This is a genomic window from Amycolatopsis acidiphila, from assembly GCF_021391495.1.
Classification (GTDB): domain Bacteria; phylum Actinomycetota; class Actinomycetes; order Mycobacteriales; family Pseudonocardiaceae; genus Amycolatopsis_E; species Amycolatopsis_E acidiphila.
The window spans coordinates 1,243,198-1,255,408 of sequence record NZ_CP090063.1 but is presented as its reverse complement, the minus strand read 5'-3'; the positions used below and the strand labels follow the sequence as shown (position 1 = coordinate 1,255,408).

Sequence of the window (12,211 nt, the reverse complement as noted above, 5' to 3'; positions counted from 1 at the left end):
CCGCCGTTTCAGGCGGTCAGCTCGGAGATCACCGCACCGACCTCGCCGACGAGGTCCCGCGCGAGAAGTCCCGTCAGGCCGGTCCGCGGGATCAGCCGCTGGCCCGCCATCGCGTGCACGTGCGTCGCCCAGCAGGCGGCTTGGGCGGGGTCCGCCGCGCGGGCCAGGAAACCGCCGATGAGTCCCGCGAGCACGTCCCCGCTGCCGGAGGTCGCCAGGCCGATGTGCCCACCGCCGTCCACCCACAGGTCGCCGGCGGGTGTCGCGATCGCGCCCATCAGCGTGACCACCGCCTGGTAGCGGTCGGCGATCTCCGCCGCGGCGCGCTCGTAGTCGTCGATCTCCTCCTTCGCGCGGTCCAGCAGGAAGGCCGCCTCGACGTGGTTCGGCGAGAGCACGACGTGCCCGGCCCACGACTTGACCAGCGCGGGCTGCCTGCTGAGCGCACCGAGCGCGAACGCGTCCAGCACGAGCCGCGCGTCGGCGGACACCAGCGGGAGAACCCGTTCCAGCAACGCGAAAGTCTCGTCCGCATCGGTGAGCCCTGGCCCGATCACCACCGCGCGCGCCTGCGGCAGCACGTCGGCGAGGACGTCCGCGGCGTCCCGGGAGATCGCGCCTCCTGCGGTCTCGGGCAGGCCGAACACCGACGACTCCGGCACGGCCACGCCCAGCGCGACGGCATGCCGCTCGCTCGCGCCCAGCTGCAGCGTGCCCGCGCCCGCACGCAGCGCGGCGGTGCCGGTCAGCAGCACCGCGCCCGGAACCGTGCGCGCGCCGCCGAGGACGAAGGCGGTGCCGCGATCGTCGGCCGGGACGGGCCACTCGCGCAGGAGCGCGGAGCTGATCGGGGTGGCGTCAGGTGAGGGAGGCTGCGGCATCGTCGTCCTCGGTCGGCGGGGCGTCGGCGGCGTGCAGGTGCATCGTCTCCTGCGCTTCGGTCATGCGGTAACGGCCGTCGGCGACGTGCTGCCAGCCGGTGATCGACCCGTTCGCCACCTCGGTGCACGCGGCGATGTGCAACAACTCCGGCTCGGCGATGCCTTCGAGCAGGTAGCGCAGGGTGAAGACGGTCATCTCGTGGGCCACCAGCAGGACGCGCTTGCCCGCCGCGTCGGCCTGCAGCTCCCGCAGCAGCGACCGCACGCGCAGCACGACGTCCGCCCAGGACTCGCCGCCGGGCGGGCGGTAGTAGAACTTGCCGTGCCGCCGCTTGCGCTCGAGCTCGTCCGGCCGGCGCTCGCGAACCCCCTTGCTGGTCAACAGATCCAGCACGCCGAGCTCACGGTCGCGCAGGCGTTCGTCGACGACCGGGTGGCGTGGCACCGCCGCGCCCTGACGGGCCGCAGCGGCAAGTGCCAGTCGCGCCGTCTCGGCGGCCCGCACGTACGGCGACGCGACGACGAGGTCGACCGGGTGGCGGGCGACCCAGTCGCCCGCCGCCGCGGCCTGTTCCTCGCCGAGCCGCGTCAACGGCACGTCGGCGTCCCGCTCGGCGATATCGATCACCTGGTGGCCGTCGGCCTCGGCCTCCTCACGCGCCACGTTGCCGCTGCTCTGCCCGTGGCGCAACAGACCGACCCATTCCATCCGCATCGTCACGAACGGAGGACTACCCAGGCCCGCGAGATCGTAAAATGCGGCCCCGGCGTCAGCGCACCTCGTCGCCCGGCGCCTCGGCCGGAAGCGGGACGGCACCCGCTTCCACGACGGTCCAGTTGCCGAGCCCACCCGCCAGTTGCTCGGCGTAACGCTCCGCCGCCGCCTGCGTCGGGAACCGGATCTCCTGCTCGCGCGACCGGTGCATGATCTTGTATGCCATCTCGACTCCCCTGCGACTCCTACCCTCGCCACCCACCTTAGAACAGGCGTTCGAGAGCAGCAACCCGGCCCCTTCTCGTTGGCACGACAGGGAAATCTCGAAGGGCTAGCCCACCACGCCGACGCCGCCGACGATGACCTGCCTCGACTCGTCCTCGGGGTCCGGGACGTACGCCGGGTCCTCCGGACGCCAGTCCGGGGCGGGCACGAGGCCCGGCGGCAGCAGCGTCGTCCCGGCGAAGAACGACGTCAGCTGGTCGACCGGACGGTTGCGGTAGGTCTCGGCGACCGTGTGGTTGTACACCTGCCGCCACTCGTCCTGGATCCGCCGCCCGCGCTCGTCGGCGGGGGACGTGCCGTGGCTGATCACCAGGTGGCTGCCCGGCGCCAGCGGCTCGAGGTACCGGCGCACCAGCCGCGCCGGCCCGAGCTCCTCCGGGACGAAGTGCAGCACCGCGATCAGCAGCAGCCCCACCGGCTGCCCGAAGTCCAGCAGTTCGCGCACCTCCGGATGCGACAGGATGCCGTCGGGCTCCCGCAGGTCGCCGTGGATCGACGTGGCGTCCGGGTTGTCCGCCAGGATGCGACGGCTGACGTCGACCGTGTCCTGCTCGTAGTCGACGTACACGACACGGCTGCCCGGTGCGACCTCGTGCACGTTGCCCACGGTCGGGTAGCCGGACCCGATGTCGAGGAACTGCCGCACCCCCGCGCCGGCGACATACCGGACCGCACGTCGCAGGAACTCACGGTTGTACTTCACCACGCGTGAGGCCAGCGGGAACGACCGCTGGCTGTCGATCGCCGCCTCCCGGTCGGCGGCCACGTGGTGCCGCCCGCCGAGAAACCAGTCGTAGACCCCCGCCGCGGTGGCGGTCGTCCGTTCCTCCCCCAGCATCGCTCTCCTCGTCAGCGGAAGTCCCGGGCGACCTCGCGGAGGAACGCCCGGCTCTCGTGCGGGGACAGGGCGGCACTGCTCGCCCTGCTCCACAGGTCCTCATAGTGCTGCACCTCGTCGCTCCAGCTCAGCTCTTCGCCGACCTTCGTGAACGCGTAGTCCAGATGCCGCGGCAGCTCGCCGATCACGCCGGGTGACGCCAGCCGCAGCAGCGCGAAGCGTTCCAGGATCCCCTTGTGCGTGATCACGTTCGGCCGGGAGCGGGAGCTGAACGGCACCACCTGCACGGTGATGTTCGGCCGTTCGGACAGCGCGACCAGGTACTCGATCTGCTTGCGCATCACCACTTCGTCGCCCTGGACCCGGCGCAGCGCCGACTCGCTGAGCGCCGCGTAGAACCACGGCGGGTCCGCCCGCAGCAGCACACCCTCCTGTCTGGCCCGGCTCGCCCGCACCGTGAGGTCCTCTATCCCATCCGTCGAGTGGACGAACTCCGCCCGCACGTACGCCTCGCACTGCAGCAGCTCGGGGATCCGCTCGTTCGACACGTACCGGATGAGCTCGGCGTCCTCCTCGAGGTCGACGTAGCGCCGGTAGGACTCGGAGTAGATCGAGCGGTACCCCTGCCACCGGCCACGCTGCGAGAGGTCGCTGTTCAGCGTGGACGCGAGCCGCCGGTGGACGTCGCTCGTGTCGTACAACCGCAACAGCGCGTCGAGGTCCTCGGGCGTGATGCCGGTGTCCGCGCTCTCCAGGCGGGCGATCTTGTTCTGCACGCTGCCGGCGCTGGCGTGCGGCCACACCTCGCGCCCCGCCTCGTGCTGGGTGAGCTGCCGCTTCTCCCGCAGGTGCCGCACGAGCGCGGCCAGCTGCAGCTTGCGGCCGGTCGGCGTGCGTGCCACTGCTGGAGCGTCCACGGTCCTTCGTCCCCGATCAGGTTGCGGTCCGTCCGCATCCTTTCCCAGTGCCCGCGTCACGACAAGGGGCCGCTATTTGTCCGCGACCTCCTTGGCGTATTTGCCGGTCATGTGCTCCACCGCCGACAGCTGCGCCTTCGCGTGCCCGTCCCGGGTGCCGCGCGCCCGCTCCCTGGCGTCCGAAGTGGACTGCGCGTGGCTGCGGCCCGGCCCCTGGAAATGCGGCATCACGTGCTGTGCGATCAGCTCCAGCGACCGCCGCGTCGCCGCCGGGTTCGCCCATTCATGCGCGAGGAGCAGCATCGCGCCGAAGCCGCCCGACTGCTCCCACAGCCGCTCCACCTGGGCGCGGGCGTCCTCCGGGGTGCCGATGGCGCCGACGCCGGCCTCGTTGATGAAGTCGATCATCTCCTTGAGGTCGCCGCCCTCGACGGCCATCTGGGGGAACGCCGCGACCCGCTGGAAGTACCGGAACCACTGCTCGATGCCGTGCTCGACGTCGCGGTAGGCCTGCTCGCGGGTCTCGGCGACGTGCATCAGCCCGACCAGTCGCCAGCCCGCGCGGTCCGGCGCAGGCTGCCCGAAGTGCTCCGCGCGCTCCTCGACGACGTTCCAGTGGTGGGCGAGCGCGTCGAACCCCTCCTTGGTCAGCGTGGCGCCGATCGAGAGCAGGCCCGTGCCGTGCCGCCCGGCCAGCCGCGGGCCGGTGGGCGAGGCCACGGCCGCGACGGCGATGTCGAAGCACGGCTCGGTGTAGGGCCGCAGTTGCAGCTGCGCGTCGACGAGCCGGTGGGTCTTCGTCTCGGCCGTGACCGTCTCACCGGCCAGCAGCCGCATGATGATGTCCAGGTTGACGTCGAGCAGCTCGCGCGTGTCGGTCGGGTCGAGCCCGATCATCGCCGAGTCGGTGGGCAGCGACCCCGGCCCGACGCCGAGCATCGTCCGCCCGCGCGTGAGGTGGTCCAGCAGCACCATCCGGTCGGCCACCCACAACGGGTTGTGGTAGCTCACCGAGGTCACCCCGGTCCCGAGCCGGATGTGTTTCGTGCGCTCGGCGGCGGCCGCGATGAAGATCTCCGGCGACGCGATCAGCTCGCTGCCCGCCGAATGGTGCTCGCCGACCCACACCTCGTCGTAGCCGAGCTCGTCCATGTGCTCGATGAGCCGCAGGTCCCGCTGCAGCGCCAGCGTCGGGTTCTCCCCCGCGGGGTGGAACGGCGCGAGGAAAGCCCCGAAGCGCAACCTGGTCATGACCGCCTCCTACTCACCGTCGAGCACGCAGTGCGGTCCAGTGTTCGGCAAGCGGCGGAAAAACTCCACCGGCTGCTCCATCCGGACGCCTCTGCTCGTTCATGTCCAGACCATTGCCGCGGCCCGCGGCACTTGGGCCGATATCAGAACCGATATCGCAGGAGCATGCCGCCGGTCTTGGACAACCGGGCCGATTTCGTGCTGATGTGGCGCTCATGACGACTTTCACCAGACGGGGACTCTTCGGCGCGAGCGCGGGGGCCGCCGCCGTCCTGGCCGGCGCCCTTCCGGCCGCCGCCGCCCAGGGCAACGGCGTGAGCCTGCGCTGGTGGGGCAACAACGGCTGGGAAATCCGGTTGCCCGGCGGCAGGACGGTGCTGATCGACCCGTGGCTCACCCGGTTCAGAACCGGCACCTACACCCCGGCAGGCGCCGACCCGAAGACGCCCATCTCCGTGGACACCGCGCTGATCGACCGGTACGTCGACTCGGGTGAGCTACGGGCCGACCACATCCTGGTCACCCACGGCCACTACGACCACCTCACCGATGTTCCTTACCTGGCACGGAAAACGGGCGCGACGGTGCTGGGCACGGAGACCCACCTCAACCTGCTGGCCGCCCTCGGCGCGCCCGAGGGCCAGCTTTCGCTCGCGACCGGCGGCGAGTACCTCGACTTCGGCAGCTACACGATCCGCGTGCTGCGCGCCCTGCACTCGGAGAGCGGATCCCGTGCCACGGTGGCGTTCCCCGGCACCCGGCCCGGCTTCGGCCTGACGAAACCGCCGGTGCCGACGGAGATCCGCCACCTCGTCGAGGGTGGCACCCTCGCCTACGAGGTCGCCGGCGGCGGGGTCAGCGTGCTCGACTTCGGCGGGTCCAACTACGTCGAATCGGAACTGGCCGGGCTGCGCCCCGATGTGGTACTCATGCCCGTGGGCGGCGGCTCGATCCACGAGTACGCGGCCCGGCTGCTGCGCACGGTCGGCTTCCCGCGTTACGTGCTCCCGACGCACTGGGACGACTTCGACTACCCGCTGGACGAACCGGCCCGCGACTGGGGAGGCCTGGCGGCTCTGCGCACAGCCGTGGCGCAGGCGAGCCCGTCCAGCCGGTTCGCCGTCGTCGACCACCTGCAGACGTTCGTGCCGTGACCGGTCGCTCGACAGCCTGGCTCAGCAGGGACCGGTACCAGGCGTCCCACGGATGGTTGGTCGCCGGGTAGTTCGCGAGCGGGTCCGTCGCCAGGCTCGCCGAATCGAAGTCCCAGCCGCGCACGACGTGCCCGGCCTGGCGGGCCCCGGTGATGAACGCCGAGTGCGTCGCCGGTGCGCCCTGGCGCAGTTCCGCGCTGTCACCGTCCTGGTACGCCGTCCAGTACCAGAGCGTGCCGTTGCCGGAGTCGGGCCCGTGGGGTAGTTCGCCGCGGCGGCGGGTGCGGCGAACTTTCACGGAGATGCCGGCCCTCGTTCAGGCCCTCGCGATGGCGGCCAGCCGTTGCGCGAGCTCACCGAGCGCCACCCGCAACTCGTCCGGGCGGCGGATCGTGAACGGCCATTCCAGGGCAGCCAGCAGATGTGCCATCCCGTCGAGCCGCTCCGCCCGCGCGACCAGCAGGACCCCGTCGCCTGCCGGGGTGAGCGCGGCGACCGTCGTCGGCAGCCGGCGCGCCACCTCGGCGGGCGGGCCGTCGATCAACACCTCGACTTCCCAGCGGTACGGCGCCCGCGCGAGCGACGACGCGACCCGCGCGACCGGGTCGAACCCGGCCGGCGCCACGAACGCGCCGGACCCCGGCACCACCGACGCGATGCGGTCGATCCGGAACGTCCGCAGTGTGCCGCGCAGGTGGTCGTGGCCGGTGACGTACCACCGCCCGGCGTGGAAGACGACGCCGTAGGGATCGAGGTCGCGCTCGGTCTGTTCCCCGCGCCACGACTCGTACCGCAGGCCGACGCTCCGCCCCCGCCGCGAAGCCTGCGCGAGCGCGAGCAGCACACCTGCCTCCGGCGCCCGGCCGGTCACCGTGTGCGCGGTGAACCCCAGCGTGTCCCGCATCGCCGCGAGCGGCTCACGCAGCGCGTCGGGAAGCACCCGTTCGATCTTGGCCAGCGCCCCGGCACCGGCGGGCGCGGCGGGGTTCATGCCCAGCCGCTCCCCGGCGAGCAGCCCCAGCACGACGGCGAGCGCTTCGTCGTTGCTCAACACCAGCGGCGGCATCCGGTAGCCGCGCGCGAGCCGGTAACCGCCGTGGCGACCGCGCCCGGCCTCGACGGGAATGCCCAGCTCACGCAGGTGCGCGACGTACCGGCGCACCGTGCGGACGTCGGTGCCGAGGCGTCCGGCCAGCTCGGTGCCGGTCAGCCCGGCGTGCGCCTGCAGCAGTTCGAGGAGGGCCAGCACGCGGATCAGCGGATGCGTCACGAAATCACTCGACTCAACAGGGCGGATTCTGTCCTGTTTCGAGCATACGGTCGCCGCACAGAAGAGAACACGGAGGAACCATGACCACTTTCGTCCTCGTCCCCGGTGCCTGGCTGGGCGGTTGGGCCTGGGCCGGGACCGCCGAGGCGCTGCGGGCGCAGGGGCACGACCCACGCCCGCTGACGCTCACGGGACTCGACGGCACCCCGGCGCCGGAGGCGGACCTCGCCACCCACATCAAGGACATCGTCGCCTTCGCCGAGCAGCAGGACCTGCGCGAGTTCGCCCTGGTCGGGCACAGCTACGGCGGTATCCCGGTCACCGGCGCCGCCGCGCGGCTGGGCGACAGGCTCGCGCACGTCGTCTACGTCGACAGCGCACCGCTCACCGAGGGCATGCGGATGCTCGACCTGATGCCGCCCGAGGCGGCCGAGCAGCTGCGCTCCCAGATCACCGACGGCCTGCTGCCCATGCCGCCGTTCGAGGTCCTGGCGCAGTCGAGCAGTCTGGCCGGCCTGACCGAGGACCATCGGGAGCTCATGCGCACCCGCGCGGTGCCGCATCCGTTCGACAGCTACGAGCAGCCGTTGCCGGGGCCCGCCGAACTCGCGCCGCACGTCGGCCGGGCCATCGTCGCCTGCCACGACTTCTCGACGATGCTGGACGCCGGCGTGCCCGCGCTCGCGTCGGTCAACCGGCCACCGTGGCGCCGCGTCGACCTGGCCACGGGTCACTGGCCGATGTTCTCCGAGCCCGCCGCGCTGGCGGCGGCCCTCGCGACGGCGACGGCGTGACGCGGGGAGGTCTATCGTGGGGGGTCCCAGGTCATTCACGTAGTTGCGGAAACCGATGCGAAGTTCTCCACCCGGAGCCGAGCCGTTCGTGCACCCGGCCCTGTTCTACCGCGGTGACGACGAGTACCTGAGCGCGCTGGTCCCGTTCCTGGCCGAAGGGCTCGAGCAGGGCGGCCCGGTCGCCGTGGCGGTCCCGGGCCGCAAGCTCGAGCTCCTCCGCGCCGCGCTCGGCGGCGCCGCGGACAGCGTGTTCATGCTCGACATGTCCGAGGCGGGCCGGAACCCGGGCCGGATCATCCCCGGCGTGCTGCGCGCGTTCGCGGACAAGCACCGTGACACGCACGTCCGGATCATCGGCGAGCCGATCTGGCCCGGCCGGAGCCGGACCGAGTACCCGGCGTGCGCACAGCACGAGGCGCTGATCAACGAGGCGTTCACCGGCCGGGACGTGACGATCCTGTGCCCGTACGACAAGGACGGCCTGGACGAGGTCGCCCTGGCCGACGCGCGTGCCACGCATCCGGTGTTGTGGGAGTCGGGCGCGGAGGCGGTCAGCGAGGCCTACGCACCCGATGTGGTCGTGAGCCGCTACAACGAGCCGTTGAACAGCCCGGCGGATGCCGCGCGGTTCCTCGTGGACAAGGTCACGCTGCTGCCCGCGATGCGGCGGTTCGTCGGCGCCGGGGCGGTGCGCCACGGCCTGAGCCGCGACCGGGCCGCGGACCTGGCGCTCATCGCCACCGAGCTGGTGACCAACAGCCTCCTGCACACCCCCAGCGCCCGCGCGGAGCTGCGCCTCTGGCGCGACGGCGACCACGTGACGTGCCAGGTCCGCGACGACGGCCACGTGAGCGACCCGATGGCGGGCCGGCTCCCCCGCACGAGCTCCCAGCCCGGCGGTCGCGGTCTGCTGATGGTGAACCACCTGGCGGACCTCGTGCGCATCCACACCACCCCGTCCGGCACGACGGTCCAGGCGCTCTGCCGGATCTAGGTGTACAGCTGGGGAGCGTCCGCGAAGTCCAGGTCCGCCAGCGCCGGGGCGAGGTGTTCGAGCAGGTCCACGTCGGCGGCGAAGCCGGTCGTCGGGGGCATCAGGACCACGTGGTCCGCGCCCGCGGTCAGGTGTTCGCGCACCTTCGCCACGATCGCCGCCGCATCGCCGTGGGCCACGATCGCGTCCACGAGCCGGTCGCTCACCTCGCTGATCTCCTGGTCCGAGTAGCCCAGCCGCGCGATGCCCGCCGCGTACGACGGCATGCCGAGCCGGCCCGCCACCTTCTCCCGCGCAGTTGCTTTCGCCCGGTCGCGATCGCTGTCCACGACCACGGACAGCCCGACGACCAAGAGCTTGTCCGGACCGAGCAGCTGTCTGGCCCGCACGGTGTGTCCGGGCGGCAGCATCGCGGGAAACGCCCCATCGGCGCAGGCGGCGGCCAGCGCGAGCATCTTCGGGCCGTTCGCGCCGATGATCCGGGGGTACCTGGTCTCGGCCGCGGGCGGCCAGGTCTGGGTGGTCATCCGGTCCAGGTAGTCCCGCATCGTGGCGGGCGGGCTGCCGAACTCCCGGCCGGTGCCCGCCGCCTGCTCGCGGTAGCCGACCCCCAGGCCGAGCACGAACCGGCCGGGGTAGGCCTGCGCCAGCATCGCGGCCGCGGCGTGCGTGGTTTGCGGTTCCCTGGCCCAGATGTTGGCGATACCGGTGCCGAACGCCAACCGCTCGGTCGCCGCCAGCAGCACGGCCAGCTGCACGAGTGCGTCCTTGCCACCGACTACCTCGTTGGTCCAGACCATGCGGTAGCCCGCGTGCTCCAGCCGCTTCGCGGCGTCGCGTTGCAGGTCGACGCCCGGCGTGCTGGTCATCGAGATCGGCAGGTACACGCCGACAGGCCCCAAGGTCCGGCGACCTTCGACCACGGTCTCCATGGAGTTCCTTTCGGGAAAAGTGGAGGATCTTCTTCCACCCTGTGCCCGCGCACGGCTCCAGGTCCAATGAATGTTCCGCAAGGCGCATCTCGCTTTGCGCAACACCGCACGTCAGAGGGATACACTGAGGCATGACCCAGCCTCCGGCCGATCTCGACCTACGACTGGTGCGGTGCTTCACGGTCGTCGCCGAGCACCGGCACTTCGGCCGCGCCGCCGCGGCGCTGCACGTCACCCAGTCCTCGCTCAGCCGGCAGATCAGCCGCCTCGAACAGCAGCTGGGTGCACGCCTGCTGGACCGCACCCCGCAGGGCAGCAGGCTCACCGAGGCCGGCGAGGTCTTCCTGCCGCTCGCCACCGCGGTGCTGCGGTCCGCGGCCCAGGCCGCCGCTCGCACCCGGGCGGCGGCACAGCCCAGCCGGATCACGGTCGGCTACATCGAGAACCTGATCATCACCCCGGCCGTGCGCGACCTGCGCCATCGCCATCCCGAGGCCGACGTGCGCACGCTGCACCTGGACTGGCACGAGCCACGCGCCGCCCTGCTGGAGCACCGCGTGGACGCCGCCGTGGTCCGGCTGCCCTTCCCCACCGACCAGCTGCACGTGACGGTCCTCTACGACGAGCCACGCGCGCTCCTGGTCCCGATCGACCATCGCCTGGCGGGCAAGGAATCCGTGACGCTGGACGACATCGCCGACGAGCCGCTCCCCCGTGCGGCCGACGCCACCTGGAACGCCTTCTGGCGAGTCGACCCCCGCCCCGACGGCCGCCCCGCTCCGGACGGCCCCCTCCTGACGGCCGTCGAGGACAAGATCGAACTCATCGCGGGCGGGGACGCCGTGGCGATCATCCCGGCGTGCGCCGTCTTCGGCGGCCTTCGCCCCGACCTCGCGATGGTGCCCCTCGAAGGCGTCGAACCGAGCCACGTCGCACTCGCCACCCGCGCCGGCGAACGCAACCGGCTGGTGGCCGCCTTCCGGAAATCCGCCGAAGCCCACCTGACGGGCCCCCCGGCCGCACACCGCGTTGATCGTGAGGCCGAAGTCGGCCCAGGCGGGCGCGACTGACCGCATCAGCCCGACGGCTGGAGAGCCCGGCGGCGCGGAACGGCGCAGAGCTGACAGCCACTTCCCCCACCGCCGGTCAGCAGGAGGAGGCGAGCCAGCCCCACCACGCGGCGTTGACGACGGACTGGCCGGCGTCGTCGAGGTGGATCCCGTCGGAGTACCAGAGTCCGGCGGGGTTGGTCTTGGACGGGTAGATGAACTGGCGCATGTCGACCATGCCGGTGGGCACACTGGAGGCGACCGCGAAGATCCGGGCCGCGTACTGCGACCACGGGTACTTGGGGGTGGCCTGCGCCCAGAACTCGTTTCCCTTGGCGGGCCAGGAGATCTCTTCGTGGAGGTAGAGCATGAGGTCCACGTCGGGGCGGACGGCGCGAATGTCGGCGATCATGGTGCGGAGGTTGCTCTCGAAGACCGCGGGGTCGACCTGGCTCCAGTACTCGTTCCCGCCGAGGTCGACGATGACCAGGGTCGGCTTGGTGGTGGCCAGGTTCGCGACGGCGCCGGTGGTGGTGCTCCAGCGGCCGCCGGGCAGGTAGTCGCTGACCAGGGCGCCGTTGTGGCTGTAGTTCTCCGTGGTGGTGCCCCACGCGGCGTGCAGCAGATCGGAAAGGTGCTTGGTCCAGCCGAACTGGGTGGGGTAGTAGGTGTTGACGTTCGCGGGATAGCCGGTCGTGCCGTACCCGGTTTCCGAGCTGGCGCCCAGGATCGCCAGGTTCGCCCTGCCGCTGCCGCACCAGGTGCCCGCCGCCCCCGCCGATGCGTTCGGCGCCGTCGCGACGACGACCGAGGACGTCAGCGCGATCGCCGCGGTCATCGCCGCGAGTACTGTCTTCATCAGATTTCTCACTGAACAGTCCTCACGTCGAGAACAACAAAGGCAGCGTGACAGAGGCAAGTTATTACCGACCCCGCCGGATTCAGGTGAACGGCAACCTCCAAGTCGCAGATCGGAATCAGCGGAATTTCCGTCTGAGCCCGCGGGCCGGTTCCTGGCCTGTGGCGATTGTGTTATCGCTTGGTACTTGCGTGCCGTTAACAATCTTTACGAGGTTACTTTGAGTAGCTCGAGCCGGACGTCTTGTTGCTTTTTTTCGCTGTAGCGACCAA

13 protein-coding genes are annotated in these 12,211 nt (G+C 71.4%); 4 read left to right on the top strand and 9 right to left on the bottom strand.

The features are described from left to right. Positions 1-8: 8 nt before the first annotated feature. The 6 genes from LWP59_RS06150 to LWP59_RS06125 form a co-directional block, all read right to left on the bottom strand. Positions 9-881: an NAD(P)H-hydrate dehydratase gene (locus tag LWP59_RS06150; RefSeq protein ID WP_144644563.1), complete on the bottom strand. Its 873-nt coding sequence runs from the start codon at positions 879-881 to the stop codon at positions 9-11. Next, a complete protein-coding gene (locus LWP59_RS06145) occupies positions 859-1,596 on the bottom strand; it encodes a histidine phosphatase family protein (protein ID WP_229858551.1) in 738 nt (245 codons plus the stop codon). The genes LWP59_RS06150 and LWP59_RS06145 overlap by 23 nt, the downstream gene beginning before the upstream one ends. Before the next feature lie 55 nt (positions 1,597-1,651). Then, positions 1,652-1,822, bottom strand: coding sequence for a hypothetical protein (locus LWP59_RS06140; protein WP_186383577.1), 171 nt, complete (start codon positions 1,820-1,822; stop codon positions 1,652-1,654). 105 nt (positions 1,823-1,927) lie between these two features. Beyond that, positions 1,928-2,719: an SAM-dependent methyltransferase gene (locus LWP59_RS06135; protein WP_144644558.1), complete on the bottom strand. Its 792-nt coding sequence runs from the start codon at positions 2,717-2,719 to the stop codon at positions 1,928-1,930. Positions 2,720-2,730: 11 nt separating this feature from the next. Further along, positions 2,731-3,621: a helix-turn-helix domain-containing protein gene (locus tag LWP59_RS06130; protein WP_186383576.1), complete on the bottom strand. Its 891-nt coding sequence runs from the start codon at positions 3,619-3,621 to the stop codon at positions 2,731-2,733. 87 nt (positions 3,622-3,708) lie between these two features. Continuing rightward, positions 3,709-4,887: an LLM class flavin-dependent oxidoreductase gene (locus tag LWP59_RS06125; protein ID WP_144644553.1), complete on the bottom strand. Its 1,179-nt coding sequence runs from the start codon at positions 4,885-4,887 to the stop codon at positions 3,709-3,711. A gap of 215 nt (positions 4,888-5,102) precedes the next feature. On the opposite strand from LWP59_RS06125, the gene LWP59_RS06120 reads away from it, so the two are divergent. After that, positions 5,103-6,041 carry an MBL fold metallo-hydrolase gene (locus tag LWP59_RS06120; protein WP_144644550.1) on the top strand — a complete coding sequence of 313 codons (939 nt, stop codon included), beginning with the start codon at positions 5,103-5,105 and terminating at the stop codon, positions 6,039-6,041. A 316-nt stretch (positions 6,042-6,357) separates the two neighbouring features. Here the strand turns inward: LWP59_RS06120 and LWP59_RS06115 are convergent, their stop codons facing one another. Further along, positions 6,358-7,311 carry a helix-turn-helix transcriptional regulator gene (locus LWP59_RS06115; protein ID WP_144644547.1) on the bottom strand — a complete coding sequence of 318 codons (954 nt, stop codon included), beginning with the start codon at positions 7,309-7,311 and terminating at the stop codon, positions 6,358-6,360. 80 nt (positions 7,312-7,391) lie between these two features. On the opposite strand from LWP59_RS06115, the gene LWP59_RS06110 reads away from it, so the two are divergent. Together LWP59_RS06110 and LWP59_RS06105 are read left to right on the top strand one after the other, a co-directional pair. Beyond that, positions 7,392-8,105 (top strand): alpha/beta fold hydrolase, encoded by a 714-nt coding sequence (locus LWP59_RS06110; protein ID WP_144644544.1) that lies wholly within the window; start codon positions 7,392-7,394, stop codon positions 8,103-8,105. Between the two features lie 55 nt (positions 8,106-8,160). Further along, on the top strand, positions 8,161-9,099 hold the full coding sequence (locus LWP59_RS06105) for an anti-sigma factor RsbA family regulatory protein (RefSeq protein WP_144644541.1): 939 nt from the start codon (positions 8,161-8,163) through the stop codon (positions 9,097-9,099). On the opposite strand, the gene LWP59_RS06100 is transcribed toward LWP59_RS06105, so the two are convergent. Then, positions 9,096-10,031 carry a TIGR03620 family F420-dependent LLM class oxidoreductase gene (locus LWP59_RS06100; protein ID WP_144644539.1) on the bottom strand — a complete coding sequence of 312 codons (936 nt, stop codon included), beginning with the start codon at positions 10,029-10,031 and terminating at the stop codon, positions 9,096-9,098. The two genes, LWP59_RS06105 and LWP59_RS06100, sit on opposite strands and share 4 nt — an antisense overlap. Before the next feature lie 131 nt (positions 10,032-10,162). Between LWP59_RS06100 and LWP59_RS06095 the strand changes: the two genes are divergently transcribed. After that, entirely contained in the window at positions 10,163-11,101 is a 939-nt protein-coding gene (locus LWP59_RS06095) for a LysR family transcriptional regulator (protein ID WP_191334957.1), read from the top strand. 76 nt (positions 11,102-11,177) lie between these two features. On the opposite strand, the gene LWP59_RS06090 is transcribed toward LWP59_RS06095, so the two are convergent. Then, positions 11,178-11,939, bottom strand: coding sequence for an SGNH/GDSL hydrolase family protein (locus LWP59_RS06090; protein WP_144636048.1), 762 nt, complete (start codon positions 11,937-11,939; stop codon positions 11,178-11,180). Positions 11,940-12,211: the final 272 nt, after the last annotated feature.

What these genes read in the sequence shown, in the direction of transcription:
- LWP59_RS06150 (WP_144644563.1), bottom strand. Translation starts at nt 881, where the DNA reads ATGCCGCAGCCTCCCTCACCTGACGCCACCCCGATCAGCTCCGCGCTC.
- LWP59_RS06145 (WP_229858551.1), bottom strand. Translation starts at nt 1,596, where the DNA reads ATGCGGATGGAATGGGTCGGTCTGTTGCGCCACGGGCAGAGCAGCGGC.
- LWP59_RS06140 (WP_186383577.1), bottom strand. Translation starts at nt 1,822, where the DNA reads ATGGCATACAAGATCATGCACCGGTCGCGCGAGCAGGAGATCCGGTTC.
- LWP59_RS06135 (WP_144644558.1), bottom strand. Translation starts at nt 2,719, where the DNA reads ATGCTGGGGGAGGAACGGACGACCGCCACCGCGGCGGGGGTCTACGAC.
- LWP59_RS06125 (WP_144644553.1), bottom strand. Translation starts at nt 4,887, where the DNA reads ATGACCAGGTTGCGCTTCGGGGCTTTCCTCGCGCCGTTCCACCCCGCG.
- LWP59_RS06120 (WP_144644550.1), top strand. Translation starts at nt 5,103, where the DNA reads ATGACGACTTTCACCAGACGGGGACTCTTCGGCGCGAGCGCGGGGGCC.
- LWP59_RS06110 (WP_144644544.1), top strand. Translation starts at nt 7,392, where the DNA reads ATGACCACTTTCGTCCTCGTCCCCGGTGCCTGGCTGGGCGGTTGGGCC.
- LWP59_RS06105 (WP_144644541.1), top strand. Translation starts at nt 8,161, where the DNA reads ATGCGAAGTTCTCCACCCGGAGCCGAGCCGTTCGTGCACCCGGCCCTG.
- LWP59_RS06100 (WP_144644539.1), bottom strand. Translation starts at nt 10,031, where the DNA reads ATGGAGACCGTGGTCGAAGGTCGCCGGACCTTGGGGCCTGTCGGCGTG.
- LWP59_RS06095 (WP_191334957.1), top strand. Translation starts at nt 10,163, where the DNA reads ATGACCCAGCCTCCGGCCGATCTCGACCTACGACTGGTGCGGTGCTTC.
- LWP59_RS06090 (WP_144636048.1), bottom strand. Translation starts at nt 11,939, where the DNA reads ATGAAGACAGTACTCGCGGCGATGACCGCGGCGATCGCGCTGACGTCC.